Source organism: Nocardia sp. NPDC055053, from assembly GCF_053608285.1.
The window spans coordinates 60,982-87,340 of the sequence record NZ_JBSGVD010000016.1; the positions used below are offsets into that span (position 1 = coordinate 60,982).

Sequence of the window (26,359 nt, forward strand, 5' to 3'; positions counted from 1 at the left end):
CGTCACCGAAACAGGCGCGGAAATTCTCACGCTGCCGTGAGTCCGGCCGGGTCGAGGCTCACATCGTCGGGTCGTCACCGAAACAGGCGCGGAAATTCTCACGCTGCCGTGAGTCCGGCCGGGTCGAGGCTCACATCGTCGGGTCGTCACCGAAACAGGCGCGGAAATCCTCACGCTGCCGTGAATCTGTCGCTGGAGTCGGCAGCGTGAGGGACGCGGGCTTGCGCGGGGCGCTGCTGATCGCGGGCACTACCTCCGACGCCGGGAAAAGCGTTGTGGTGGCAGGGATTTGCCGGATGCTCGCTCGGCGTGGAGTGCGGGTGGCGCCGTTCAAGGCGCAGAACATGTCCAACAACTCCGTCGTCACGCTCGACGGCGGGGAGATCGGGCGCGCGCAGGCGTTGCAGGCACGGGCGTGCGGGCTGGAGCCGAGCGTGCGGTTCAACCCGGTACTGCTCAAGCCGGGCAGTGACCGACGCTCGCAGTTGGTTGTGCGGGGCAAAGCTGTCGGAACTGTCGGGGCGCGTGACTATTTCACGCGGCGACAGCAGTTGCGCGAGGTAGTCGCGGCCGAACTCGCCTCGCTGCGTGCGGAATTCGATGTGGTGATCTGTGAGGGTGCCGGATCGCCCGCCGAGATCAACTTGCGTGCCACGGATCTGGCGAACATGGGACTGGCGCGGGCGGCGGATCTTCCGGTTCTGGTGGTCGGCGATATCGATCGCGGGGGAGTGCTCGCCCACCTGTTCGGTACCGTCGCGGTGCTGGAAGCCGAAGACCAGCAACTCATCTCGGGGTTCCTCGTCAACAAGTTCCGTGGCGACGTCTCGCTGCTCCAGCCGGGCCTGGACCAGCTGACCGCCCTGACCGGGCGTCCCACCCTGGGCGTACTGCCATTCTCCGAAGAGCTGTGGCTCGACGCCGAGGACTCCCTCGGCACGGTCGCCGGCACTCCCGTCGGCCGGCCGGGGCCACCGCACGGCTCCGAGTGGCTCACCGTCGCCGCGATCCGCCTGCCCCGCATCTCCAACTCCACCGACATCGAAGCCCTCGCCTGCGAACCCGGCGTCGCCGTCCGCTGGGCCGACAGCCCCCATCAGCTGACCACCGCCGACCTCGTCGTCCTCCCCGGATCCAAATCCACCATTTCCGACCTGGAATGGTTGCGCACCAAGGGAATCGATGACGCACTGCGCGGCCGTGCCGCGGCGGGCCGCCCCATTCTCGGTATCTGCGGCGGCTACCAGATGCTCGGCCGCCGCATCGTCGACGGAGTCGAACACACCGCGGATCGCTCGATCGGAGAGCCGGGCTCGGACCAGCCGTATGTGGCCGACGGACTCGGCCTGCTCGACCTCGACATCGAATTCGCGAACCCGAAAATCGCCCGTCAAGTGACAGGTGTGGCGGGCCAACTGCCCCTGCACGGCTATGAGATCCACCACGGCCGCGTCACCCACAACGCCGACCCGGCCTGGCTGACCATCGACGGCACCTCCGAAGGCAGTGCACGCCAGTCGATCTGGGGCACCCACGTCCACGGACTCCTCGAATCCGACGCGTTCCGCCGCACCTGGATCACCGAAGTCGCCACTCACGCGGGCCGCACCGGTTTCGCCGTAGCACCCGCCACCTCGGTCTCGGCCGTCCGCTCCGCCCAGCTGGACCTCCTCGCCGACCTCGTCGAACAGCACGTCGACCTCCCGGCACTGGACCGTCTGATCCACACCGGCGCCCCCACCGACCTGCCGATCATCCGGACCGGAACAATCCAGACCTACCCCGAGCCCAGTTGATAGCGTGACCGCATGAGCAGTCAATCTGTGCCAGGCGGCGTGGTCCACCCGCTGCCCGCAGACCTGCGGTCGGCGTTGCTCACCAACCCGGCGGTACTCGAGGCCTGGCGCGACATCACACCCCTGGCCCGCAACGAGTTCATCTGCTGGGTCGAGGACGCCAAACAGCCCGCGACCCGGGAACGCCGGATCCGGCGAACCCAGGAAGAGCTGGCCGAAGGCCAGCGCCGCCCCTGCTGCTGGCCGGGATGCAAACACCGCGAGCGCACCGGACGGTAACCGCCACAGACCATGTTCCGCTCGCCGCGTGGTCCGCCGCGCACCCACTGTGCTGCCGGTCTCCGCACAGCTGGTGGAGCCTCGCTGTGACAGGTCTGGCAATTCGGGCCCTCCGCATTGGGAAACCGCAGGACAGGGGCGAAAACAGACCGGTCGCGACGAGCGGAACACCCTGCCGTGTTCAGCCTGGCCGTGTACCGTACACCGGCATGAAATCTCGGCAGATCACGGTCGGTGACCGGGCTTGGACAGTGCGGGTCGACGGGCCGTCATCGCGGCACAATGTACTGCTGCTTCCCGACGCGGACGACCCTGCCGACGTCTTCGATCAGGTGTGCGCGCGCCTGCACGAATCCGATCTGCAGACCGTCGTGCTGGAGTCCGTCGACGGGCTGGAACCGCCCGCGATCCACGCCATTCTCGACGAGCTCGAGCTGCCGTATGTCAACGTCGCGGGCCGTGGCGCCGGTGCGGCGCTGGCCTGGCGGCTGTGCGCGGGACGGTTCGGCCGGTTCATGAGCCTGGTGGTCGCCGACCACGGTCATCCGGCCGTGCCCGACGCCCACGGCAACGCCGACGACCCGGCCTGTCCGCCGCTGGAGCTGCCGGTCACCATGCTGGTCACCAAGAGCCTGCCGCGCGCCACCGCCGACGCGTCGGGTCGCTACGTGTACGGCGAATTCCGGGTGGTCCCGCTCGAGGTCGACAACATCGCCACCGAGGGCGCCCACGAGCTGGCCACCGAGATCGTCCTGCGCACCAGCCTCTGGTGAGTTCGCGCTAGCTCTTGCGGTAGGACGCCAGCCAGTCGAGCCAGTTGTCGGTTTCGGCGAAAGCGTTGGCGCGCACCGCTTCCGAGGACAGGAACACGTCGTGGCGGGCGCCGTCGATCGGCACGATCGAGGTGCGCTCGCCCAGGCAACCCGCCCAGCGCTGGATCTGCTTGACGTCGAGCACCGCGTCGGCCACGTCGACGGCGGGACTGTGCTCGCGAGCGAACTTGGTGAGCCGCGAGCGCAGGATCAGCGCGGGCACACCGATCGCCAGACCCTGGTGCAGGCGGGTCTGCCCCTGCCGGATGGCGCGCAGCCAGCCCAGCCGCACCGGTTCGCCGGTCAGCGGCTTCCAGTCCAGGTTGTAATCCCACTCACCCGCACGGGTGTGGTGCAGGCTGTCGCCGTAGGCGGTGCTGACGCCGACGCCGGGCATCATGGCGAACGCGCGCAACCTGCCGACGGCGTTGATGATCGGGGTGCCGACCGTCCGGTAGTAGGACGGCCCCTGCAGATCGAACCACGGGCTGTTGAGGACGACGCCGACGACACCGGCCTTCGCGCTACCGCCCGCGGCCTCGAGCCGGTCCAGCCACAGCGGCACGACGAGCCCGCCGGTCGAATGCGCGACGATCAGCACGTCGTTGCCGGTTTCCGCGCGCGCGATCCGCAGCGCCTCGTTCAGCTCGGCGTCGTAGAGCGCCAGGTCGCTGACGTAGTGCGCGCTCTGCCCCACCCGCCGCGAACGGCCGCATTTACGCAGGTCGAGGGCGTAGAAGCGGTGACCGCGGGCAGCGAAATGCTCGGCCAGATGCTCCTGGAAGAAGTAGTCGGTGAAGCCGTGCACGTACAGCACGGTCGGCTCGGAAGCCGGGGCCGCGGCGTCGGGCAGGTAGCGCACGAGGGTGGCCACCACCTCGCCCTCACCGTCGGGGTCGGGGCCGAGCGGCAGGGTGCGCTGCTGGTAGTCGGTGCCTAGGACATCGGTTTGCCACTGCTCATCGGTCCGCTCGGCGGCGCCGGCAGGCTCGAGTGAGGTTTCGTTCGTCACACCGCTCAATCTATCGCGCGGTCACCGCGACGTGCAGTGTTGGTTTAGATCACATTCGGGAGGTCGGTTGCGGTACTACGAACGGCTGAGGTGCACAATTGGCAACAGGTGAACGACGGGTAACCTACCCCCCGGCGATTCACCGCGAGTCGCACCAAAACCCAAAGCGCCCGCGCCCAAGCGAACTCACCCCGGTGGGTAGCTGAGAAGGACAAGGAAGTCGAAGTACCCGTGTCGAACGCTGCGAAGACTGAAAAGACCGATGTAGTTCTCATCGGCGCAGGCATCATGAGTGCCACGCTGGGCGCGCTGCTGCGGCAGCTGCAGCCGGAGTGGACCATCTCGGTGTTCGAGCGGCTCGACGCCGCCGCCGCGGAGAGCAGCGATCCGTGGAACAACGCAGGCACCGGTCACTCGGCGCTGTGCGAGCTCAACTACAGCCCGCAGAACGCCGACGGCTCGGTCGACATCGGCAAGGCCGTCGACATCAACGAGCGCTTCCAGGTCTCGCGCCAGTTCTGGGCCTCCGCGGTCGACACCGGCATCCTCGACGACCCGTCCGGCTTCATCAACCCCATCCCGCACGTCAGCTTCGTGCACGGCGCCGACAACGTCGACTACCTGCGCAAGCGCTACGAGGCGCTGGCGCCGCACCCGCTGTTCCGCGGCATGGAGTACATCGACACCCCCGATGAGTTCGCCGCGCGCCTGCCGCTGATGGCCAAGGGCCGTGACTTCGCCGACCCGATCGCGCTGAACTGGACCGACGGCGGCACCGACATCGACTTCGGCGCCCTCACCAAGCAGCTGCTCGCCTACGTCGGCTACTCCGGCGGCGAGATCGCCTTCGGCACCGAGGTCCGCGATCTCGACAAGCAGTCCGACGGTTCCTGGAACGTCACCGTCCGCAACCTGCGCACCTTCAAGTCCCGCACGATCAACGCGAAGTTCGTCTTCGTCGGCGCCGGTGGTGGCGCGCTGCCGCTGCTGCAGAAGTCGGGCATCAAGGAGGCCAAGGGCTTCGGCGGCTTCCCCATCAGCGGCCAGTTCCTGCGCTCGACCAACCCGGAGCTCATCGCCGCGCACGAGGCCAAGGTGTACGGCAAGGCCGCCGTCGGCGCGCCGCCGATGTCGGTGCCGCACCTGGACACCCGCGTCATCAACGGCCGCAAGGGCCTGCTGTTCGGCCCCTACGCGGGCTGGACCCCGAAGTTCCTCAAGGACGGCTCCAACGCCGACCTGTTCAAGTCGATCAAGCCGAACAACATCGGTTCGCTCATCGGCGTCGGCCTCACCGAGATGGGCCTGACCAAGTACCTGATCAGCGAGCTGCTCAAGTCGCAGAACGGTAAGGTCGGCGTGCTCGGGGAGTTCCTGCCGCGCGCCGAGGGCCGCGACTGGGAGCTGATCACCGCCGGTCAGCGCGTGCAGGTCATCCGCCGCAAGGGCGCCGGTGGCGTGCTCGAGTTCGGCACCGCGGTCATCTCCGCCGCGGACGGCTCGATCGCCGGTCTGCTCGGCGCCTCCCCTGGTGCCTCGACCTGCGTCACCGCCATGCTCGACGTGATGCAGCGCTGCTTCCCGAACGAATACGCGCAGTGGACCCCGCAGCTGAAGCAGATGATCCCCTCGCTCGGGGTGAAGCTGTCGGAGAACCAGGCGCTGTTCCAGGAAGTGTGGGACTGGACCACCAAGTCGCTCGAGCTCGACAAGGTGAACGCCACCACCGAGCAGGACGCCGCCGGTTTCGCGAAGGTGCGATAGCGGAGCCGATGTCGCCGGTCGTCTTGCGGCGGGCATGGGCGGCGGATCTCGACACCGCCACCCTGTACCGGCTGTTGAAGCTTCGCGTCGACGTGTTCGTCGTCGAGCAGGAATGCGCCTATCCCGAGCTGGACGGGCGTGACCTGCTGCCGACGACCCGGCACCTGTGGCTCGACGACGACGGCGAGGTCGTCGCCACGCTGCGCCTGCTCGAAGAGCACGACGACTTCCGTATCGGCCGGGTGTGCACGGCCGTGCCCGCCCGGGGGCGCGGCTACTCCGCCCGGCTGCTGCGGGCCGCGCTGGCCGAGACCGGTTCGGCGACCGTCCGGCTCGACGCGCAGTCCTACCTGGTGGACATGTACGCCACCTTCGGGTTCTCGCCGGACGGTGAGGAGTTTCTCGACGACGGCATCCCGCATATCCCGATGCGCCGGGGATAACTTACGCGGCAACCCGGCGTAATCGTGCACAGCGGGTCGTCTCGATCAGTATTCCGACTCGAAGCGCGTCGATTGCACGATTTCGCCGGTCCCGGGCCGCGTATGCCCGGCGCGAGTCATGATCAGACGCGCGCATAGAGTGGGGGCGTGCCTGGTTTTGCTGATGTCGCCGCTGGTCCGCACACCGCCGCTCGGGTGGCGGGTGAGGCGGGGTTCCCGTTCTCGGCGGTCGTCGGGCAGGAACAACTGCAGCTGGCGTTGATCTTGTCGGCGGTGCACCCCGGGATCGGCGGTGTGCTGGTGCGCGGCGAGAAGGGGACCGCGAAGTCGACCGTGGTGCGGGCCCTGGCCCACCTGCTGCCCCCCGTGGTCGACGAGACCGGCGCGCGCCCCGCGCGGCTGGTGGAGCTGCCGGTCGGCGCGACCGAGGATCGCGTGGTCGGTTCGCTGGACCTGGAGCGGGTGCTGCGCGACGGGGAGCAGGCGTTCCGCCCCGGTCTGCTGGCGGCGGCGCATCACGGCGTGCTCTACGTCGACGAGGTGAACCTGCTGCACGACCACCTGGTCGACGTGCTGCTCGACGCGGCCGCGATGGGCCGGGTCCATGTCGAGCGCGACGGTGTCTCGCATTCGCATCCGGCGCGGTTCGTGCTGGTCGGCACCATGAACCCCGAAGAGGGTGAGCTGCGGCCCCAGCTGCTGGACCGATTCGGCCTCACCGTCGACGTGGCCGCCTCCCGCGAGGTGGACACCCGCATGGCGGTGGTGCGCAGGCGCTTGGACTACGAGGCCGATCCGGTCGGATTCGCCGCGCGCTACGCCGACGCCGATCAGATTGTCGCCGAACGGATTCTGACCGCGCGCGACCGGCTGCCCGAGATCGCGCTCGACGATACCGAGCTACGCCGGATCGCGGCGCTGTGCGCGGCCTTCGACGTGGACGGGATGCGCGCGGATCTGGTCGTGGCGCGGACCGCGACCGCGCATGCCGCGTGGCGTGGGCGTGATCGGGTCACCGAGGACGATGTGCGGATCGCGGCCCAGCTGGCTCTGCCACATCGGCGTCGGCGCGATCCGTTCGACGAGCCGGGGATCAGTGAGCAGCAGCTCGACGACGCGATGCAGTCGGCGGCCGACGAGGTCGAGAATGCCGCCGAGGCCGCGGGATTCGACGAATCCGCGACCGGCGATGACGACGGCGCCGCCGATCCGCGGGACGACGCTCCCGGACAGGGCGAGAACGACGATTCGGCTGATCGGCACCCGGCGAATGCGGGTGGAGGCCCCGATCTCGACGGTGCCGAGGACGACCGTGGCCCCGAGGGATCGGTCGACCGGGGTCCTGACGGCGACGGACCGGACGATCCCGATGGCGGCCCCGACGGCGATGGCCCCAACGGAGGGCCCGACGGTGGCGGTGGCGGGGCGAGGCCCGCGGCCGAAGGGATCTCGGGCGCACCGGGTTCGGCCTCGAAGCCCGCACCGCGCTGGGAGGTCCCCGGCATCGGCGAAGGCGCGCCGGGCCGCCGCTCCCGCGCCCAGACCCGCACCGGCCGGATGGTGCGCCCCGATACCGACACCTCCACCGGCCTGCACCTGCTCGGCACCGTATTCGCCGCCGCCCCACGGCAATTCGAGCGCGGCCGGTGCAGTGGCCCGCTGGCGCTGACGGCCGGGGACCTGCGTGGTGCGTATCGCGAAGGGCGCGAAGGGAATCTGGTCGTGTTCGTCGTCGACGCCTCCGGTTCGATGGCCGCCCGCGACCGGCTGACCGCCGTCACCGGCGCCATCGTCACCCTGCTGCGCGACGCCTACCAGCGCCGCGACAAGGTGGCCGTGATCAGCGTGCGCGGCAGCGAGGCCGAACTCGTCCTCCCGCCGACCTCTTCGGTCGACATCGCAGTCCGCCGCCTGGCCGGCCTGCGCACCGGCGGCAAGACCCCGCTCGCCGCCGGCCTGCTGAAGGCGCGTGAGGTGATCGCCCGCGAACACGTCCGCGATCCCCGCCGCCGCCCGATGCTGGTGCTGCTCACCGACGGCCGCGCCACCGGCGGCATCGACCCGCTGCCCCGCGCCCGCACCGCGGCGCGCCTCCTGGCAGGCGAAGGCCATACCGCCATGGTCATCGACTGCGAACGCGGCATGATCCGCCTCGGCCTCGCCGCCGAACTGTCCCGTGACCTGCGCGCCCGGTACCTGCGCCTGGACGAACTCACCGGAGATTCCGTCGCCGACGTCGTCCGGACCACCGGCCGCGCCGCCGCCCGCGCGGCGTAATTCGCCTGCGCTACCCGAATACGCGCGTCTGCGCGCCGACGAGAAGGAGTCTTCGTGCCCAAGGGTGTTCCGGAGGTCGTGCCGGAGGACGGTCTGACGACGCGGCAGCGGCGTAATCAGCCGGTGCTGGCGGTGCACACGGGCCCGGGCAAGGGGAAGTCCACCGCCGCGTTCGGGATGGCGTTGCGGGCCTGGAACCAGGGGTTCGACGTGGCCGTTTTCCAGTTCGTGAAGAGCGCCAAGTGGAAGGTCGGCGAGGAAGCCGCGTTCCGCGCGCTCGGCACCGTGCACGAGCAGACCGGCGCCGGTGGCGCGGTCGAGTGGCACAAGATGGGCGAGGGCTGGTCGTGGACCCGCAAGCACGGCACCGAGGAGGATCACGCCGCCGCCGCGCTGTCGGGCTGGCAGGAGATCGCCCGCCGCCTCGCCGCCGAACAACACCGCTTCTACGTGCTCGACGAGTTCACCTACCCGCTCAAGTGGGGCTGGGTCGACATCGACGAGGTCGTCGAGACGCTGACCAACCGTCCCGGCAACCAGCACGTCGTGATCACCGGCCGTGACGCACCGCAGGCGCTCATCGACGCGGCCGACCTCGTCACCGAGATGACGAAGGTCAAGCATCCGATGGACGCGGGCCGCAAGGGGCAGCGCGGTATCGAATGGTGATCGGTCGTCGTGGAGGCGTAGTCACGGGCGGAGCTCTGTCATGAGCGCGTCGGCGGTCGTGATCGCGGCACCGGCGTCCGGCAGCGGCAAGACGACGTTGGCCACCGGGCTGATCGGCGCGCTGCGGCGGGCAGGTCATCGGGTGGCACCGTTCAAGGTGGGGCCCGACTACATCGACCCCGGGTATCACGGGCTCGCGGCCGGGCGGCCCGGGCGGAATCTGGATCCCGTTCTGGTCGGCGAGGATCGGGTGGTGCCGCTGTATCGGCACGGTGCGCGCGGCTGCGATATCGCTGTCGTCGAAGGCGTGATGGGACTGTTCGACGGGCGGATCGACGAGAACCGGACCGAGGCGGTCGCCGAGGGCTCGACCGCGCAGGTCGCGAGTCTGCTCGGGGCGCCCGTGGTGCTGGTGGTCGACGCGCGCGGGCACTCCCAGAGTCTGGCCGCCTTGCTGCACGGGTTCGCCACCTTCGACTCCTCGGTTCGGCTGGGTGGGGTGATCCTCAACCGTGTCGGCAGTGAACGCCACGAGCAAGTGCTGCGCGCGGCGTGCGACCGCGTCGGCATTCCTGTCCTCGGCGCGCTGCCCCGGATGGCCGAATTGGAAGTACCCTCACGGCATCTGGGCCTCATTCCCGCTGTCGAACACGGCGCCGCCGCCACCGCCGCGGTCGACGCGATGACCGAACTTGTTGCGGCACACGTCGATCTGCGGGCGATTGTCGACCTGGCCGGCGGATCGGTGCAGGGGCCTGCCTGGGACCCGGCGGTGGAACTCGCCGCGGTAGCCGACCGCTCGGCCGGTGGATCGGTCCAGGGACCAGCCCGGGACCAGGCTGTGGAGTCGGCCGCGGGGCGCGCACCGGCCATATCCGCCGACCCGACGCGCGACGTGACCGCCACACCGACCCCCAGCCTCGTGGGGCCGCTGGTCGCGATGGCGGGGGGACCGGCGTTCACCTTCGGCTACGCCGAACACCGCGAACTCCTGATCGCCGCCGGAGCCCAGGTGGTCGTCTTCGATCCGCTGACCGATGAACTGCCCGACGGCACAGCGGGATTGGTGTTGCCCGGTGGATTCCCGGAGGAGCACGCTGGCGCACTGTCGGCCAACGAGAAGCTGCGGACCGCCGTAGCCGAAGGCGCCGCGCACAACCTGCCGATCCACGCCGAATGCGCGGGGCTGCTCTACCTGACCCGCTCCCTCGACGGCCACCCGATGGCGGGGGTCATCGACGCAGACGCCGAGTTCGGCCCGCGGCTGACCCTCGGCTACCGCGACGCCGTAGCCCTGCACGACTCCACCCTCTGGCGCGCGGGCACCCGGGTCCGCGGCCACGAATTCCATCGCACTCGCCTGACCCGCACTGGTCCCGAGAACGCCGCCTGGGGCTGGCGCACAACAACGTCCCTCACCGAGGGCGCGGTGGTCCGCCAGGTTCACGCCTCCTACCTGCACACCCACCCCGCGGGGAACCCGGATGCCATCGCCCGATTCGTCAGCGCCGCAAGAATCTTCGGCTTGTCGCGGAACATGTCCAAATGAGTGTCGAGTTGGTCGTCGGGCTGGGGTTGCGCCCAGGCGTCGCCGGTGAACGGATCGTGGTGGCAGTGCGGGATGTGGTGGGAGACGCTCGGGTGAGTTGTCTGGCGACGCTCGATCGACGCGCGTGTGAAACGGGCGTGCGCGCTGCAGCCGAAGAGTTGGGCGCGGTGGTCCGCGGCTTCACAGCGGCTGAACTTGCTGCCGTGGATGTGCCGCACCCCTCGGCACGCATCGCCGAGGCGGTCCGAACAGCCAGCGTTGCTGAGGCAGCTGCCCTACTTGTTGGGGGACGCAGGCTCACGCACCCGAAGCGGATTGTCGACAGTATTGTGATTGCTGCGACCGAGACTGCTATCTGATCATTGCCTTGTGTGTGACCGACCTACTCGATCGGATTTGCGGTGCGCTGACGTGCCCAGCGTCGCAGTGCGGCTTCGCGCATCCTTTCTCGGGTCTCCGGCGATTTCGGGCGGCCCTGGAGGGCTGCCGACCGGACGGCTCGTTCCTCGTCGGAGAGGGTTCGTCCCTTTGCCCATCCCGGACGGCCTCGGTTTCCTTCGATCATCCGAGCAACGTGTGCACGTTGTGCGTCGCTCCGAGGCGCTGCTGCGGCAGCCGGAACAGCATGCGCTAGAAGTGCGGCGCGGCGGTTGGCGCGAATCTCTTCTGACCACGGGTACCCCTTTCTGTTCTGTGGAAGAGCCGCAACATGTTCTGGTGACTTCGCTTTCCCCGTCAGCCCTTGGATACCGCGGCGCGCCATACCGGTGAGTCGTAGAGTTGTTCACGCAATTTTGCGACATGATCAGGGTTGGAGCGGAGAGCCCGTTGGGCAGCACCGATTTTGGCGCGTGTCTCCGGTGACGGATCATGTAGACCCTCACCTCCTCGCGTTGCATTGGTCAGATCGTGGCCGAGGTTGCGAAAATAGGCAATCCATTCGATTTCCGCGGATTCCCAATCACCGAAACCTTCAGCAAGGAGGATGATCTCGGGGGTCAGTGATGCGCGTTTGAGTGACTGGATCCAGCGGATCTTTTTGGTCGATCCCGTCTCGCGCAAGTGTGCTTTGACCCGTTGCTCGACATTTACGGACTTACCGATATAGCGAATACAGCCGTCGCGGGGGTCCATCAATGCGTAGATGAACCAGGCGTCGTCGACAGTTGAAGCCATCCGAATCCCCCCAGGGCGTCGTGTGTTCCTGCAACCAGTGCGCCATAAGGTACTGAGCGAGCATTGGGAGGGCAACCCTCATCGGCGTGTTGCCGATTGATTGCTGTTCGTGTCGGAGGTGGGGAAAGGAGCCGCCGCGACCTCGTTGTCGCGGCGGCGCCTTTCCTCTCGCGCGAGAGCTCGGTCGCCTCAGGGGGCGACCGAGGACCAATCGGCGAAACCGGTGGGGTCGTGGCGGCCCATCGAGGCGTGCTCGAACAGGCCCCAGCCTTCGGCGTCGCCGCAGCGGGCGAAGCCGATGTGGTCGATCACGCCGTAGGGGGTGCGGGCGACGATCGCGGGGTCGGTGAGGTCGTAGGCGCTCGACAGCGACCAGTCGCGGCCCATCCAGCGGCCGTGGGTCCAGTCCGGGTCGGGGCCGTAACCGCAGCCGACGTGCAGGGCGATGCCGGGGCGGGACTCGATCTCGACCTCGATGGGCTTGCCGTCGGGGGTGGTCATGTCGAGGCGCACCGACTTCGGGTGCCGGGTGCCCGGCTCGTAGGTCCAGTGCATCCGGGGCCAGCCCAGCTGCTCTTTGCGGCCGTCGTTCCAGATCCGGACCGCGTTGTTGAGGGTGCGGGTGCCGTCGGGGTCCTCCTGGATGATCACCACGATGGCGAACTCGTCGAACCGCAGCGGCGCGTACAGCCACCAGAACCCGCCGGCGCCCTCGGACGCGGCGCGGCCGGGCGGCTCCGGCTCACCCGAGGGCCGGATGCCCCAGGAGCGGTCGCGGCTGCCCGTCCACACCGCCGGGTCGACCGTGTAGTCACGGCCGTCGACGGCGAGAGTGCCTGCCCAGGAACCCAATTGGGCGAACCGGGAAGCCTCGATGATCGGCCGGGTGCCGGACAGGATCAGGTGCGGCTGCTCCTGCACGGCAGGGTGCGCGCCGGTCCAGGTGAGGTCGAAGCCGAGGTCGTCGTGCTCGCACACCACCCGCAGCTTCTGCAACGGCTCGATCACCTCGATGCGGTAGCCGCCCACCGCGGTGGTCAGATCACGGGAGGTGAGCGCGTCGGAGAACCGCACGCTGCGCTGGGCGTCACCGTGGCGCACCGTCGCGAACGCGTCGACAACGCCCAGGTTCGGGTACACGCCGAAACCGGTGATCAGCATGCTGTCGCCGGCCGGGTCGAAGGCGTTGAAGTAGTAGCGGTCGTAGAAGTTGCGGTCGCTGGTGGCCACCCGGGCCAGCGACAGCGGGGTCTGGTGGACGGGGTATTCGTCCAGGGGGACGGGCATGATCGCGTTCATGGTCGTGTCTCCTTCTCAGTCCCACTCGTAGGTGCCGTCGAGCAGTGCCTCGAGGCTGAGCCGGTGCATCACGTAGTCGTCGAGCTCGGCGGGCACGGTGTCCTCACCGAAGTGGATCATCCTGCGCTTGATCCTGGCCATCACGATCGCGTGCCGCAGCGCCGCGTAGATGATGTAGAAGTCGAGATCCTGGACCGTATGGCCGGTCAGCTCCTCGTATTTCGCGACCACCGCGTCCTTGCGCAGGAAATCGGGCAGACCGGGCTGATCGAAGCGGGTGGCGATGTCCTGGAAGAAACGGTGGATGAAGATCACCCAGCCCAGGTCGAGTTCGCGCGGGCCGAAGGTGGCCATCTCCCAGTCCAGGACCGCGGCGGGGGTGAACTCGTCGAACAGGATGTTGCCGGGGCGGGCGTCACCCCAGTTCAGCACGTCGGGGCCGGTCTCGGCGGGCCAGTTGGCTTCGAGCCAGTCGAAGGTCCGCTCGATCAGCGGGATCCGCACGCCGTCGTCGGTCAGCGCCCACCGGTACCAGTCGCGCTGGGCCTCGAAGTGCCTGCGCAGCGCCGAACCCTCGCCGCCGAGCAGCGGGAAGCGGCGGGTGATGTCGTCGATCGCGTGCACGCGGGCGATCACGTCGACGGTCGCGTCGGCGATCTGCTCGCGCTCGGCCACGGTCGCGTCGAACACCCAGCCGAAGAACACGTACGGCGGGTTGTCCGCGGCCACCCGGCCCTCGGCCTTCTCCATGACGAAGAACGGTGTGCCGAAGACGGATTCGTCGAGTTCGAGCCAGCGCAGGGGCGGTACCGCGACGTCGGAGGCCTCGGCGACCCCCGCCATCACCTGGTACTGCAGCGGCAGGTCGTAGGACTGGAACACCGGGAACGAGCCGTCCTCGGGTGCCATCCTGGCCACGAACGAACCGCCCCCGGCGACGCCGTCGACCGACCACTCGGCGTCGAACAGGATGGTGGTGCTCGACATGCCGCCGGTGGAGGGCTTGCTCAGATTGCCGACCTTCGGCGGTGCGTCGGCGCCGACCTTGCCGGCCAGCCACTGCGACAACTGCTCGGCGAGTTCGTCGAGATCACGCTCGGTGACGGTGAGCGACTGTTGTGCGGTGAGGTCCGGATCGTCGGACATAGGTACCCCTGTCGGCAAGTTGAAACACGTTCGATACCGGCGTACCGGAGACCGACCGGAATGCCTAGCGGGCCGTCGGTGAGTGAGATTCAGGGTTGACACCGCAAAGATCGGGGTTTTCCCGGACGCGCCCTGCGGCGACGCCGATTAGCTTCGGTAGCAATCGAACTCGACGAGGAGGCAACGGTGACCGCCGTGACCACGGAGCGCGCCAACGACGACATCGCGATCCCGCCGCCACCCGCTCCGGCCTGGCACCCGGTGACGCGGGTCGCCTTCCGGTTCACCGTCGCCTACCTGGGTCTGTTCTGCCTGTGGATGGCACAGATCAGCTTCGTCTTCCTCGGTGTGCTCGCGCTGCGACTGCCCGAGGAGGCCATCGCGTGGCAGATCCTCTCGCTCGCGCCGGTGAGCAGCTGGATCGGCGAGCACGTCTTCGGGGTGGAGGCGGAGCTGGCCATGAACGGCAGCGGCGATCAGGCCGCGATCTGGATCCAGTGCGGTCTGGTGCTGGTGGCGGCCGTGCTGGTCACCGTCGTCTGGTCGGTGCTCGACCGGCGCAGGCGCGCCTACCCCCGGCTGTCGAGCTGGTTCCTCACGGTCCTGCGGCTGTGTGTCGGCGGGCAGCTGCTGTTCTACGGATTCGCAAAGCTCATCCCCACCCAGATGCCGGAGCCCGCGCTCACCACGCTGCTCACCCGGGTCGGCGACCTGAGCCCGATGTCGATGCTGTGGACCCAGGTCGGGTCCTCGCCCGCCTACGAGATGTCGCTGGGTGCGGCGGAGGTGCTCGCCGGGCTGCTGCTGTTCTGGGCGCGTACCGCGACGCTGGGTGCGATGCTCGGCGTGATCAGCATGGCGCAGGTGTTCCTGCTGAACCTGACCTTCGACGTGCCGGTGAAGATGCTGTCGGGACATCTGCTGCTGATGAGTCTGGTGCTGCTCGCTCCGCAGGCGCGCCGACTCGCGAATGTGCTGGTGCTGGAGCGTGATTCGGGGCCGATGGTGCAGCCGCCGCTGTTCGACTCGGCACGCAGGAACCGGTGGGCGGCAGTGGTCCAGGTCGCGGCGGGGCTGTGGGTCACCGGGGGATTGATCTACCTCGCCACGCAGCAGTGGGACGAATACGGCGGTGGCGTACCGAAACCCGAGCTGTACGGCATCTGGGAGGTCACCGAGTTCACCGCCGAGGCGAGCCCGGTGCCGCCGCTGACCACCGATCCGGTGCGCTGGCAGCGCCTGATCATCGATGCCGGCTCGGCCGGATATCAGCGGATGGATGATTCGATCGTGCCGGTGGTCGCCACGTTCGACACCGAGGCGCACTCGATGACGTTGGCCGCCGCACCGTCCGCACCGGGCGAGACGCCGGCGTCCAGCACGACCTTCACGGTCGACCGGCCGGCCGACGACCGGCTGACGCTGCGGGGCGAGCTCGACGGCCGCCCGGTGACGGTCACGCTCGACCGCCTGGATCTCGACAGTTTCCCGTTGCGTGGCACGGACTTCCGCTGGGTGCAGAACAACCCGTACGTCGGCTGAGGTCGGCCGGGGAAGACGGTCGGCAGTGGCTCGCCGACGCCGATGTCGGCGGGCCCGTTCGGTGTCCGGCGAGTCAGGAACTAGGCTCCGACATTGTGCCGAACACGTCTGACACCGCATCGACCCCGCCCGCCGGAGACCCGAACTACCTGGTCGGGCTCGATCTGCGTGGGCGCAGAGTCGTCGTGGTCGGCGGCGGCACGGTCGCCCAGCGCAGGCTCGGTCTGCTGGTGGCCTCCGGCGCGCATGTCCATGTGGTCAGCAAGGCGGTCACCCCGGCCGTCGAGGGCATGGCGACAGCGGGCCAGCTCACCGTCGAGCTGCGCGCCTACGCCGACGGCGATCTCGACGGCGCCTGGTACGCGATGGCGTGCACCGACGAACCCGAGACCAATGCCGCGGTGGTCGCCGAGGCGACGGCGAAGCGGATCTTCTGCGTCCGCGCCGACATCGCCCGCGACGGCACCGCCGTCACCCCGGCCACCGCGCGCTATGACGGGCTGACCCTCGGCGTCCTGGCCGGTGGCGCGCATCGGCGCTCGGCCGCGGTGCGCAACGGGCTGCTCGAAGCGCTGCAATCGGGCGTGGTGACCGATGATTCGGAGCCGGTGACCCCCGGTGTCGCCCTCGTCGGCGGCGGACCGGGCGATCCCGACCTGATCACCGTGCGCGGTCGCAGGCTGCTCGCGCGCGCCGACCTGGTTGTCGCCGATCGGCTCGCGCCGCCGGAACTGCTCGCCGAGCTGGGGCCGCATGTCGAAGTGATCGACGCCGCGAAGATCCCGTACGGCCGGTCGATGGCGCAGGAGGCGATCAACCTCGCGCTCGTCGAGGGCGCCAAGGCGGGCAAGTTCGTCGTCCGGCTCAAGGGCGGCGACCCGTATGTGTTCGGCCGCGGCTACGAGGAGCTCGAGGCGTGCGCCGAGGCGGGCATCCCGGTGACGGTGGTGCCCGGTATCACCAGCCCGATCTCGGTGCCCGGCGCCGCGGGCATCCCGGTGACCCATCGCGGCGTGACCCACGAGTTCGTCGTGGTCAGCGGGCACGTCGCCCCCGACCATCCCGACTCGCTCGTCGACTGGGCCGCGCTGGCCAAGTTGCGTGGCACCCTCGTGCTGATGATGGCGGTGGAACGGATCGACAAGTTCGCCGACGCGCTGCTCGCCGGTGGCCGCCCGGGCGATACCCCGGCCGCGATCATCCAGGAGGGCACCCTGCGTACCCAGCGGGTGGTCCGTGCCGATCTGGCCACCGTCGCCGCGAAGACCAAGTCCGAGGGCATCCGCCCGCCCGCGATCATCGTCATCGGCCCGACGGCCGGTTTCGGGCTGGACTAGCTTCACGGGCCGCGCACCTGTGCGTTGCCACCCCGCCAATTACACTGCCTCGTTGTGCTCGAGAAACCCGCTGCGACGATGCAGTATCCGGTGACGAAGCGGGCCTTCGGCCTCGCCATCCTCGTACTGAGCGGCCTGCAGTTCATGGTCGTGCTCGACGGCACCGTCGTGATCTTCGCGCTGCCGCGGTTGCAGGAGGAGATGGGGCTGTCCAGTTCGGGCAGCGCGTGGACGGTGACCTCCTACGGCCTGACCTTCGCGGGGTTGATGCTGCTCGGCGGCAGGCTCGGTGACGCGTTCGGCCGCAAACGCATGCTCATCTACGGCGTCGGGCTGTTCACGGCCGCCTCGCTGGCCTGCGGCCTGGCCACCGGTGAGGCGATGCTGCTGATCTCGCGCGCCTTCCAGGGCGCTGGCGCCGCGATCGCGGCGCCGACCGCGTTCGCGCTGGTCGCGACGACCTTCGCGCCGGGCCCGGCCAGGAATCAGGCGATCGCGATCGTCGGGTCGATGGCAGGCATCGGCTCGGTCGGCGGCCTGGTCGTCGGTGGCGCGCTCACCGAGTTCTCCTGGCGCTGGATCTTCCTGATCAATGTGCCGATCGGCGCGCTGATCGTGCTCGGCGCGATCTACAAGCTCACCGACACCGCCCACCACCGCACTCCGCTCGACATCAAGGGCGCGATCCTGGGCACGCTAGCCTGCGCGACGATCGTGTTCGGCGCGACCGAGGGCCCGGCCATGGGCTGGGACAGCCCGGTGATCCTCGGCTCGCTGATCGGCGGGTTCGCGCTGCTGGTGGTCTTCGTGCTCACCGAGCGCCGCCAGTCCGATCCGCTGCTGCCGTGGTCGCTGTTCGACAGCCGCGACCGGGTCGCCACCTTCGCGCTGATCTTCCTGGCGGGCGCGGTACTGGGCGCGATGACGTTCTTCGTCGCCCAGCTGCTGCAGAACGTGCTCGGTTACAGCCCGCTGCAGGCCGGTGTCGCCTCGATCCCGTTCACCATCGGCATCGGTGTCGGTGGCGCGGTGGCGTCCAAGGCGGCGCTGGTGATCGCGCCGCGCTGGCTGCTGTCGGCGGCGGCGGTCGTGCTGGCCTGCGGGCTGCTGTTCGGGTCGACGCTGGACCGGCACGTGCAGTACCTGCCGACCCTGCTGGCGCTGCTCCTGGTGATCGGCTTCGGTGTCGGTGTCGCCATCGTGCTGGCGCCGCTGTGTGTGCTGGTCGGGGTGCCGCCGTCGAACATCGGCCCGCTCTCGGCGGTCGGCCAGATGTTCATGAGCCTGGCGACGCCGATCGCGATCGGCCTGCTCAGCCCGATCGCCGCCTCGCGCACGCTCTCGCTCGGCGGTCGCGACGGCTTGGCCGCGAACATGACCCCGACCGAGATCGACGCGCTCAACAGCGGGTACGCGCTGGTGCTGCTGGTGTGTTCCGGCCTGGCGGTGCTGGCCGCGCTCGTCGCGCTGAGCTTGCGCTACACCCCGCAGCAGCTGGTGCAGGCCCAGCACGCGCAGGAAGAGGCCCAGCGCAGCTGATCACAGGCGACCGGCGACCCGGCGCGGGGTGATCCGGACGATGACGCGCTCCCCGTCGTGCACGGAGGCGGGATTGAACTCACGGTAGGGCTTGCCGGTGTACTTGAGCGACATCTCGTCGGGCAGCTCGCGCTCCGGATCGGGGACGGTCGTCGCGGTGCCACGGATCTCGGCGTAGAGGAACGGCCGCTCGGGCGGGTTCACCATCACCGTGACCCGGGGGTCGCGCACCAGGTTCTTGGCCTGCTGTCGCTCGACGGTGGTGGAGAACAGCAGGTCGTCGCCGTCACGTTTGATCCAGACCACGGTCAGGTGCGGATGCCCGTTCGCTCCGAGCGTGGCGACGGTCGCGTAGACCTTCTCCTCGTCCAGATATGACTTCAGTTCATCGGAAAGTACTGCGGTATCGGTCACGCTCCGGAAGAACGTCCCGGAGCGCCCCGGCATTCCTGCCACGGCCCCACGGCGGCGGAATATTGCTCGTGCCATGGCATTTCCGGTGACACCGTGCCGGTACCGGAATCGTCACACCGAAACCGGTTGTCGGGTGGGGTGGGTCGGCCGACACTGGAACCATGACGTCGTCGCTGGATCTGCTCGACCGCTGGACCGCCTTGGCAGGCCCGGACTCCGTACAGCTCGGGGCCGGGATCATCGCCAGATACGCCGAGCCCCACCGCCGGTATCACACCGTCGCCCACCTGCGGACGATGCTGCATGCGATCGATGAATTGGCCGACAGCGCAACAGATATCGACGCCGTCCGCTATGCCGCGTTCTTCCATGACGCGATCTACGCCGTCGACCGGGCCGACAACGAGGAGCGCAGCGCCGACCTGGCCCGTGACGTCCTCGAATCCCTCGGCGCCGGAAAACAACTCGTCGCCGAGGTGGTGCGGCTCGTGCTGCTCACGCGCGGTCACGACTCCGAAGCGGGCGACGCCAATGGTGCGGTGCTCTGCGATGCCGACCTGGTCGTCCTCGGCGGCGACCCGGACAGTTACGCGGCCTACGCCGCCGCGGTGCGGGTCGAGTACGGGCACGTGCCCGACGATCTGTTCTGTTCCGGTCGCGCTGCGGTGTTGCGGGCGATCGCGAATCAGCCGGTGTTGTTCCGGACCGCGGCGGCGCGGGCCCGCTACGAGGAGCGGGCCCGCGCGAATCTGGCGGCGGAGCTGGCGCAGCTCACGGGATAGCGCCGGTCAGCGCAGACCCTGCGCGGCGGCCATTCTGGCCATCGCCTGCGGGCCCGGGTGGTACCGCACCCGGTAACGGGCCGGGAAGAGGCCGGGCACGGGCACCAGGTCGACTTCGGTGGCAAGGACATGCCACGGCACGCCGAAGGTGGCGCCGGTGTCGACGTTGGTCAACGTGATGTTGTGGGCGTGCGGTAGCAGGGTCGGGACGGTGTCGGTCCAGGGCGCGAAGGTGGTTTCGATGCCGTCGGGGCCGCGGGTGTGTAGCAGTGTCGCGGCGTAGTCTTCGATGAGCTCCGCTTCGAGGTCGGCGCGTAGTCCGTCGTGCTGCATGGCGTACGTCTGGGCGGCCAGCGTCGATTCGGCCGACCGGATCGCGGGCCACGCCGGATGGTGCCGCGGCACGGTGAACGGGACGAGCCTGCCGTGCTCGTCGAGGGTGTAGGGCACCGGCGACACCGGGCGCACCGCGTCGTCGAACAACCCGCGCGCGACCTCGACCAGCTCACGCACCCGCTGCGGCGAGGTCGCGAAACCGGCGAACACCCCGACATTGCCCGGCACGAAAACGATCGGCAGCGCACCGGCTTTCGCGCCGAGACCGGCGATCCAGCCCGCGGCGAGCGGCAGCGCGCCCGCGTACATCTCACCGTCCTCGTCGGCCAGGTACAACACGCCCTCCGCCGGATCGAAGACATCGACGATCGCCGAGCCGAGTTCGGTCATATTGGCGCGCGCGGTCTCGAACACGGTGTCCGCGTCGACGCCCCAGGTCGCCAGGTGTTGCGGCGTCACAGATTCCATCGACGTCGGCTTGTCGATCACCACCCGTTCCATCAGGCAGGGGAGCAGTGGTCGCCAGAGGGTGTTCTCGGCGAGCGAGAGGCCCTGTACCCGCGTCGCCAGTTCGCCTGCCTGCCGGATCACCGGTCGCAGACGTGGCGCGACGGCCGCCCAGGCGAGACCGGAGGAATCGTCGCCGACATTGTCGATCAGGTTGTTCAGCTGGAACATCAGGACATCACCCGCGAGTTCCCGCGGTGCCGCGCTGACGGAACGGTACGGGGTGGCCAGGTTTATCTGTGCCCAGCCACCCGCCGGGGTGGCGTAGGTGATCGCGAACTCCGCCGCGTCGAACTCGGCGGAGACGATGCCCGGGCGCGCCCGCACGATCGCCAGCGCCCACTCGCCGAACGCCGCGTAGTCGTCGGAATCGCTCCTGCGCTTTCCGAAAACGCCACTGAGAAAACCCATTCGAGCCCTGCTCCACTCCACTGTTGGCCCCTGGCCCGGACGGGCGACGATGCGCCGTCGCGATGCCACCGGGGGCCGGATCGCTGTCACGTTCTCCCGGGCGAGCCGCAGCAGAACCGGCGAACATTACCCGCAGCGGGTGCGAATTGCACTGTGGGACAAGGAATCGTGGCTTTGTCGATGTCAGGCGGGGTCTCGGCACTGCGACGGGATTCGGTGCGCCGAGTCCCGTCGGCAGCTGGAGGGGTCGGGTCAGCGGTTGAGCGCGCCGCTGGATTCGATAGCGGCGGAGATGAGTTCGGCGACGCCGCGCTGGCCGGCCAGGGTCGGGTGGTAGGGGAGCAGGGTCTGGTCGGCGACGAGCGGGTCGAACCAGCGCACGGACGGGTCGGCGCACATGCCGAGTGCGGGTGAGGCCGCGATCGTATCGATGTAGACGGCGCCGTGCGCGGCGGCCTCGCGAGCGACGACGGCGTTGAGGCGGGCGAACTTGGACTGGATGTAGGCGGCGTCGGCGGGGAGCAGGCCGAGCATGGCCGGGCAGCTCGTCTCGCCGAGGTAGGTCGGCCAGCCGTCGACGAAGATTCGCGCACCGGGGGCGCGGCGGGCGATGTCGGCGAGTGCGGTGGCGTAGGCGGGGGCGATCGCGTCGATCTTGCGGTCCCACTCCGGATCTGGCATGGCCGCGCAGCCGCCGGATGCCGCGGCCGCGTGGCAGTTCAGGAGGTACCGGGTCATGTCGGCGTCGTTGGCGCCGATGTGCACGGTGACGATCTCGGTCGCGGGCCCCAGCGCGTCGAATTGCGGTCCGACGCCGGGTGTTTGGGAGGCGTAGAGATCGGGGATCTTCGCGGAGCTGCAGGTGCGGTCGTCCAGGGCGAGGCCGAGGCGCTCGGCGACCAGCCGGGGAGCGTTGGTGGTGGAGCGCACGCAGCGCAGTGGCGCCTCGACGTCGAGGTTGGCTGCGCCGGTGGTCGCCGCGCCGGAATCACCGAGCGCGACATAGGCCGTCCCGTTCGCGACCGCGGGCTCGGCCTGCGCGGGTACGAGCGGCAGTGCCGAGATCATCAATGCCGCGGCGATCGCGCGCAGGCTGTTCTTCATCGAACGGCGGGGATCCACATCGCGAAGAGTAAGACGATGTGCCCCAGGCCACAACCCTCGCTCGACACCCGCCGCCGACAGCGCCAGGAAGTGCTCCGAATGTGCCTACCCGCCGGGACCGGCGGATCTGCACCGGGTCCCGGCGGCCGTCGACGCCCTGGTCCGCCTGTCAGAGCGCGGTGAGCATCTCCGCGGCCAGTTTCGCCGAGGAGGCGGGGTTCTGGCCGGTGTAGAGGTTGCGGTCGACCTGGATGTGCGGCGCCCACGGCTCGCCCTCGCGGTAGTCGACGCCCAGGGCGACCAGGCGGTCCTGCAGCAGCCACTTCGCCTTGTCGGCGAAACCGGCCTGGGTTTCCTCGGCGTTGCTGAACGCGGCGACGCGGTACCCGGCGAAGGGGGAGTTGCCCGCGGCGTCGGCGGTGGCGAGCAGGGCGGCGGGGGCGTGGCACACGACGCCGAGCGGCTTGCCGGAGGCGAGGGCATCGATGAGGAGCTTGCCGGAGACGGGGTCGACGGCGAGGTCTTCCATCGGGCCGTGGCCGCCGGGATAGAACACGGCGTCGTAGTCGGCGAGGTCGACGTCGGCGAGTGGGATCGGCTGCCGCAAGGCCTTGGCGCCGGACAGGACATCGGCGACGGCGGCCGCACCTTCGGCGCCGCCGTTCGCCTCGGCGGCCAGGCTCGCCTGGTCGACCGTCGGGACCACGCCGCCCGGGGTCGCCACCGTGACGAGATGGCCCGCGCCGGTGAACGCCTCATAGGGCGCGGCGAACTCCTCGGCCCAGTACCCGGTGGGGTGCTCGGTGCCGTCCGCGAGGGTCCAGTGGTCGGCGCCGGTGAGGACGAACAGGATGTGTGCCATCGGATTCCTTACTCCAGTTCAACGGGGTTTCGTGACGACCGGTCGTAGGTCCAACGCTAGGGACAGTGGCATTTCCTGACCAATAGACTGGTCGATATGAGACATAGGCCAGCCGATGGGTCGATGGATCTGGTTCAGCTGCGGACGTTCCTCGCGGTCTATCGAACCGGATCGCTCACCGCGGGCGCCGCACAGGTCGGGCTGTCCCAGCCGACCGTGACCACGCAGATCCAGGCGCTCGAACGGCACCTGGGCAGGCCGATGTTCGAGCGCCTGCCCCGCGGGGTGACCCCGACGGCCGCCGGCCACGAGCTCGCGGCACGGGTGAGCGCCCCGCTCGACGCGCTGGAGTCGGTCGTCGGTGGCGCTGTCACCGACCATCCCCCGTCGCCCGAACCGCCGGTGCTGCTCGGCGGTCCGGCCGAGATGCTCGCCGTGCAGGCGTTGCCCGCGCTCGCGCCGCTGATCGCCGACGGTGTGCGGCTCACCGTCACCAGCGGACTCACCGACGACCTTCTGGCCGAATTACGTTCGGGGACATTAGATCTGGTCGTCGCGACCGCACGTCCGCGGGGCCGGGCCGTCCTCGCCGAACCACTCTTCGACGAGGAATTCCTGCTCGTCGCCGCACCCTCGGTGGCGCACGGCATCGACACCGGCCGCCTGCGCGCCGACGGCCCCGCCGCACTCGACGGGACCCCGATCATCAGCTACGCCGCGGATCTGCCGATCCTGCGCCGGTATTGGCGGCACGTGTTCGGGACCCGCCTGGAGACCGAACCGGCCCTGATCGTCGCCGACCTGCGCGCGGTGCTCGCCGTGGTGCTCGCGGGCGCCGGGATCAGCGTGCTGCCCCGCTACCTGTGCGCCCGAGAACTCGGCGACGGCTCATTGATGACATTGCTCGACCCCGCCGACCCCCCGATCAACACCGGGTTCCTGGCCCGCCGAGTCGGCGCCCCACCCCGCCCGCACGTCGAACTGGTCCGCGCCCGGCTGACGGAAGCGGCCCGCGAGTGGTGACCCGGTATTCCCGATCCACCCGATCGGTGGGTTATCTCTCGCTGACCGGGCAAAGGAACACGCGCACCGGATCGGTGGTTGACCGAGCACATGACGACACTCGGATTGATCGGCAGCGGCAATATCGGATCGACTGTGGCACGACTGGCGGTAGCCGCCGGAATCGACGTGGTACTCAGCAACTCTCGCGGGCCGGAGACACTCGCCGGCCTCGTCGCCGAACTGGGCCCGCTGGCCAGGGCGGCGACACCGGCCGAAGCCGCGGCCGCCGGTGATCTCGTCGTGGTGACCGTGCCGTTGAAGGCGTATCAGCAGGTGCCGGTGGCACCGCTGGCGGGCAAGGTCGTGCTCGACACCAACAACTACTACCCCGAGCGCGACGGCGCCGTCGCCGAACTCGACGCCGACACCGTCACCACCAGTGAACTGCTGCAGCGGCACCTGCCCGAGTCGCAGGTTGTCAAGGCGTTCAACAACATCTACTTCGAGCATCTGGCCGAACTGGCACGTCCCGCCGGCGCGGCCGACCGCTCGGCGCTGCCCGTCTTCGGCGACGACCCGGCCGCGAAGATCGCCGCCGCGCACCTGATCGATGCCCTCGGCTACGACGTCGTCGACGGTGGCACTCTCGCCGAGAGCCGTCGCTCCCAGCGCGACACCCCGGTCTATGTCCATCCGTACGCCGTCGCCTGGGATTCGTGGCCGCCGTCGGCCGCCACCACCGGAGACGCCGCGACGGTGCGGGCCGCATTGGCCGCCGCCGAAGTCTGACCCCGGGGATCGTCTACCTGCGTCGATGCTTGACATGCAAGCTATCGCTTGCCTATTGTTCGAGGGGAGACGACGGGAGGAGCGCGCGCCGTGACCGATATTTTCCTGGCACTCGCGGATTCGACGCGGCGCGCGCTCCTCGACGAACTGGCGGACCGGGACGGACAGACCCTGTTCGAACTGTGCGCCAAGCTCGCCACCAAGCACGGGATCAGTTCCTCGCGGCAGGCGATCACCCAGCACCTGGGAATACTCGAAGCCGCCGGACTGGTGAGCACCCGTCGTGCAGGCCGCTACAAGTTCCATCACGCCGATTTCACGCCGTTGCGCGCGGTGTCGGAGCGATGGCCGATCCCCCAGGAGGACACATGATCCGCATCGGTGTGACCAGCATCTTCGTCGACGACCAGGACAAGGCCGAGAAGTTCTACACCGACGTGCTCGGTTTCCAGGTCAAGGACCGGGTGCCGATCGGCGAGTACTACTGGCTGACCTTGGTCTCGCCCGCCGACGTCGACGGCACGCAACTGCTGCTCGAACCCGACCAGAACCCGATCGCGCAGAACTACAAGACCGCCCTCACCGCCGACGGCATCCCGTGCATGATCTTCACCGTCGACGATCTCGACGCCGAATACCGCCGCCTGCTCGACCGCGGCGTCCTGTTCACCCAGCCGCCCCAGCCGATGGGCGAGGTCACCACCGCCGTCTTCGACGACACCTGCGGCAACCTCATCCAGCTGATGGGCGCGCCCGCTACTGCGTGATGATGAGAAGCTCGGTGGGAGAGGCGATCTCGGTGCGCAGTCCGGCCTTGGTCGCCACCCGCGCCACCGCACGGATATCGGTCGGCTCCGCCCTGGTGAGGACCAGGGCGCGGGCCAGCAGGCCCTTGTGATGCTTGTTGAAGTGGCTGACCACCGTGCGTGACCCGTCGGGGTGCTCGGTGAGGACGTTGGCGGTGATCGCGTCGGGGACCCGGCCCAGCTGCTGGTAGGTGCCCGAGCGCAGGTCGATGACGAGCTCGCCGGCGGCCTCCGCGTAGAGGGCGTCGGGCAGGACGTCGCGCCACAGCGCCGAGAGTGTCGGCAGGCCGGGGAGTTTCGTGCCGCCGGAGAGGCGGTAGGCGGGGATCGGGTCGCTCGCGCGGACCGCGCCGAACAGGGCCGAGCCGATCCCGAGGCGCGCGTACGCCTTCGCCCGCTGCGCCTTGGTGAACGACGTCGCGTCCAGTGCGTCGTAGAGGACGCCGGTGTAGCGCTCCAGCGCCGGCCGGGTCGGCGACGTGCGCAGGCTCGCGTTGCGGGCGATCTCGGCGTCGGCGCCCTTGCCGAGGCCGAGCGCGGCGGCGGAGGCGGCCGGGTCGGCGGCGAGTTGCACCACCTCGGTGACCAGCTTGTCGCGCACCGCGGTGAGCTGCGGCATCGCCAGATCGGCCAGGTCGAGGGGCGCGCCCGTTCCGCCGTCGGACTTGGTTTCGGAGGGAGACAGCAGCACCAGCACGATCGC

26 protein-coding genes are annotated in these 26,359 nt (G+C 69.3%); 17 read left to right on the top strand and 9 right to left on the bottom strand.

Features of this window, described 5'->3' with window-relative positions:
- Positions 1 to 206 precede the first annotated feature (206 nt).
- The 3 genes from ACWF82_RS18560 to ACWF82_RS18570 all read left to right on the top strand — a co-directional run bounded on the left by ACWF82_RS18560 (position 207) and on the right by ACWF82_RS18570 (position 2,848).
- Positions 207 to 1,796 carry a cobyric acid synthase gene (locus ACWF82_RS18560; protein WP_452502650.1) on the top strand — a complete coding sequence of 530 codons (1,590 nt, stop codon included), beginning with the start codon at positions 207 to 209 and terminating at the stop codon, positions 1,794 to 1,796.
- A gap of 12 nt (positions 1,797 to 1,808) precedes the next feature.
- The gene (locus tag ACWF82_RS18565; protein WP_452502652.1) at positions 1,809 to 2,075 is read left to right on the top strand and encodes a YdeI/OmpD-associated family protein; all 267 of its coding nucleotides are present in this window, start codon (positions 1,809 to 1,811) and stop codon (positions 2,073 to 2,075) included.
- A 209-nt stretch (positions 2,076 to 2,284) separates the two neighbouring features.
- Positions 2,285 to 2,848 carry an alpha/beta hydrolase gene (locus tag ACWF82_RS18570; RefSeq protein ID WP_452502654.1) on the top strand — a complete coding sequence of 188 codons (564 nt, stop codon included), beginning with the start codon at positions 2,285 to 2,287 and terminating at the stop codon, positions 2,846 to 2,848.
- A 7-nt stretch (positions 2,849 to 2,855) separates the two neighbouring features.
- Here the strand turns inward: ACWF82_RS18570 and ACWF82_RS18575 are convergent, their stop codons facing one another.
- Positions 2,856 to 3,899 (bottom strand): alpha/beta hydrolase, encoded by a 1,044-nt coding sequence (locus ACWF82_RS18575; RefSeq protein WP_452502656.1) that lies wholly within the window; start codon positions 3,897 to 3,899, stop codon positions 2,856 to 2,858.
- A 231-nt stretch (positions 3,900 to 4,130) separates the two neighbouring features.
- Here ACWF82_RS18575 and mqo point away from each other — a divergent pair, with 231 nt between their 5' ends.
- The 6 genes from mqo (at position 4,131) to ACWF82_RS18605 (ending at position 10,960) form a co-directional block, all read left to right on the top strand.
- Complete coding sequence (gene mqo / locus ACWF82_RS18580; protein ID WP_452502658.1) at positions 4,131 to 5,663, top strand: malate dehydrogenase (quinone); 1,533 nt, start codon at positions 4,131 to 4,133, stop codon at positions 5,661 to 5,663.
- 8 nt (positions 5,664 to 5,671) lie between these two features.
- Positions 5,672 to 6,106, top strand: a complete 435-nt coding sequence (locus ACWF82_RS18585) for a GNAT family N-acetyltransferase (protein ID WP_452502660.1) — start codon at positions 5,672 to 5,674, stop codon at positions 6,104 to 6,106.
- Between the two features lie 147 nt (positions 6,107 to 6,253).
- Positions 6,254 to 8,383, top strand: a complete 2,130-nt coding sequence (locus ACWF82_RS18590) for a magnesium chelatase subunit D family protein (RefSeq protein WP_452502662.1) — start codon at positions 6,254 to 6,256, stop codon at positions 8,381 to 8,383.
- 54 nt (positions 8,384 to 8,437) lie between these two features.
- The gene (gene cobO, locus ACWF82_RS18595; RefSeq protein WP_452502664.1) at positions 8,438 to 9,052 is read left to right on the top strand and encodes a cob(I)yrinic acid a,c-diamide adenosyltransferase; all 615 of its coding nucleotides are present in this window, start codon (positions 8,438 to 8,440) and stop codon (positions 9,050 to 9,052) included.
- A 40-nt stretch (positions 9,053 to 9,092) separates the two neighbouring features.
- Complete coding sequence (locus tag ACWF82_RS18600) at positions 9,093 to 10,601, top strand: cobyrinate a,c-diamide synthase (protein ID WP_452502666.1); 1,509 nt, start codon at positions 9,093 to 9,095, stop codon at positions 10,599 to 10,601.
- A complete protein-coding gene (locus ACWF82_RS18605; RefSeq protein ID WP_452502668.1) occupies positions 10,598 to 10,960 on the top strand; it encodes a cobalamin biosynthesis protein in 363 nt (120 codons plus the stop codon). Before ACWF82_RS18600 ends, ACWF82_RS18605 begins: the two co-directional genes overlap by 4 nt.
- A gap of 376 nt (positions 10,961 to 11,336) precedes the next feature.
- On the opposite strand, the gene ACWF82_RS18610 is transcribed toward ACWF82_RS18605, so the two are convergent.
- The 3 genes from ACWF82_RS18610 to ACWF82_RS18620 all read right to left on the bottom strand — a co-directional run bounded on the left by ACWF82_RS18610 (position 11,337) and on the right by ACWF82_RS18620 (position 14,222).
- Positions 11,337 to 11,777, bottom strand: a complete 441-nt coding sequence (locus ACWF82_RS18610) for a GIY-YIG nuclease family protein (protein ID WP_452502670.1) — start codon at positions 11,775 to 11,777, stop codon at positions 11,337 to 11,339.
- 189 nt (positions 11,778 to 11,966) lie between these two features.
- Positions 11,967 to 13,076 carry a hypothetical protein gene (locus tag ACWF82_RS18615; protein WP_452502672.1) on the bottom strand — a complete coding sequence of 370 codons (1,110 nt, stop codon included), beginning with the start codon at positions 13,074 to 13,076 and terminating at the stop codon, positions 11,967 to 11,969.
- Between the two features lie 15 nt (positions 13,077 to 13,091).
- Positions 13,092 to 14,222, bottom strand: coding sequence for a phosphotransferase family protein (locus ACWF82_RS18620; protein WP_452502674.1), 1,131 nt, complete (start codon positions 14,220 to 14,222; stop codon positions 13,092 to 13,094).
- Between the two features lie 186 nt (positions 14,223 to 14,408).
- Between ACWF82_RS18620 and ACWF82_RS18625 the strand changes: the two genes are divergently transcribed.
- The 3 genes from ACWF82_RS18625 to ACWF82_RS18635 all read left to right on the top strand — a co-directional run bounded on the left by ACWF82_RS18625 (position 14,409) and on the right by ACWF82_RS18635 (position 18,640).
- Positions 14,409 to 15,764: a DoxX family protein gene (locus ACWF82_RS18625; protein ID WP_452502676.1), complete on the top strand. Its 1,356-nt coding sequence runs from the start codon at positions 14,409 to 14,411 to the stop codon at positions 15,762 to 15,764.
- 95 nt (positions 15,765 to 15,859) lie between these two features.
- Positions 15,860 to 17,101 carry a uroporphyrinogen-III C-methyltransferase gene (gene cobA / locus ACWF82_RS18630; RefSeq protein WP_452502677.1) on the top strand — a complete coding sequence of 414 codons (1,242 nt, stop codon included), beginning with the start codon at positions 15,860 to 15,862 and terminating at the stop codon, positions 17,099 to 17,101.
- A gap of 78 nt (positions 17,102 to 17,179) precedes the next feature.
- Positions 17,180 to 18,640, top strand: a complete 1,461-nt coding sequence (locus ACWF82_RS18635) for an MFS transporter (RefSeq protein WP_379308507.1) — start codon at positions 17,180 to 17,182, stop codon at positions 18,638 to 18,640.
- Here ACWF82_RS18635 and ACWF82_RS18640 read toward each other — a convergent pair whose 3' ends face one another.
- Positions 18,641 to 19,054: a PPOX class F420-dependent oxidoreductase gene (locus tag ACWF82_RS18640; protein WP_452502679.1), complete on the bottom strand. Its 414-nt coding sequence runs from the start codon at positions 19,052 to 19,054 to the stop codon at positions 18,641 to 18,643.
- Between the two features lie 161 nt (positions 19,055 to 19,215).
- Between ACWF82_RS18640 and ACWF82_RS18645 the strand changes: the two genes are divergently transcribed.
- The gene (locus ACWF82_RS18645; protein WP_452502681.1) at positions 19,216 to 19,836 is read left to right on the top strand and encodes an HD domain-containing protein; all 621 of its coding nucleotides are present in this window, start codon (positions 19,216 to 19,218) and stop codon (positions 19,834 to 19,836) included.
- 6 nt (positions 19,837 to 19,842) lie between these two features.
- On the opposite strand, the gene ACWF82_RS18650 is transcribed toward ACWF82_RS18645, so the two are convergent.
- The 3 genes from ACWF82_RS18650 to ACWF82_RS18660 all read right to left on the bottom strand — a co-directional run bounded on the left by ACWF82_RS18650 (position 19,843) and on the right by ACWF82_RS18660 (position 23,056).
- Complete coding sequence (locus ACWF82_RS18650; RefSeq protein WP_452502683.1) at positions 19,843 to 21,090, bottom strand: hypothetical protein; 1,248 nt, start codon at positions 21,088 to 21,090, stop codon at positions 19,843 to 19,845.
- A gap of 252 nt (positions 21,091 to 21,342) precedes the next feature.
- Positions 21,343 to 22,212, bottom strand: a complete 870-nt coding sequence (locus tag ACWF82_RS18655) for an SGNH/GDSL hydrolase family protein (protein WP_452502685.1) — start codon at positions 22,210 to 22,212, stop codon at positions 21,343 to 21,345.
- A 151-nt stretch (positions 22,213 to 22,363) separates the two neighbouring features.
- A complete protein-coding gene (locus ACWF82_RS18660) occupies positions 22,364 to 23,056 on the bottom strand; it encodes a type 1 glutamine amidotransferase domain-containing protein (protein ID WP_452502687.1) in 693 nt (230 codons plus the stop codon).
- A gap of 96 nt (positions 23,057 to 23,152) precedes the next feature.
- On the opposite strand from ACWF82_RS18660, the gene ACWF82_RS18665 reads away from it, so the two are divergent.
- From ACWF82_RS18665 to ACWF82_RS18680, 4 genes are all read left to right on the top strand, one after another.
- The gene (locus tag ACWF82_RS18665) at positions 23,153 to 24,079 is read left to right on the top strand and encodes a LysR family transcriptional regulator (RefSeq protein WP_452502689.1); all 927 of its coding nucleotides are present in this window, start codon (positions 23,153 to 23,155) and stop codon (positions 24,077 to 24,079) included.
- A 90-nt stretch (positions 24,080 to 24,169) separates the two neighbouring features.
- Positions 24,170 to 24,850 carry an NADPH-dependent F420 reductase gene (locus ACWF82_RS18670; RefSeq protein ID WP_452502691.1) on the top strand — a complete coding sequence of 227 codons (681 nt, stop codon included), beginning with the start codon at positions 24,170 to 24,172 and terminating at the stop codon, positions 24,848 to 24,850.
- A 90-nt stretch (positions 24,851 to 24,940) separates the two neighbouring features.
- A complete protein-coding gene (locus tag ACWF82_RS18675; RefSeq protein WP_452502693.1) occupies positions 24,941 to 25,222 on the top strand; it encodes an ArsR/SmtB family transcription factor in 282 nt (93 codons plus the stop codon).
- Entirely contained in the window at positions 25,222 to 25,617 is a 396-nt protein-coding gene (locus ACWF82_RS18680) for a VOC family protein (RefSeq protein ID WP_452502785.1), read from the top strand. The genes ACWF82_RS18675 and ACWF82_RS18680 overlap by 1 nt, the downstream gene beginning before the upstream one ends.
- Here the strand turns inward: ACWF82_RS18680 and yaaA are convergent.
- A complete protein-coding gene (yaaA, locus tag ACWF82_RS18685; RefSeq protein WP_452502695.1) occupies positions 25,607 to 26,353 on the bottom strand; it encodes a peroxide stress protein YaaA in 747 nt (248 codons plus the stop codon). The two genes, ACWF82_RS18680 and yaaA, sit on opposite strands and share 11 nt — an antisense overlap.
- Between the last annotated feature and the right edge of the window lie 6 nt (positions 26,354 to 26,359).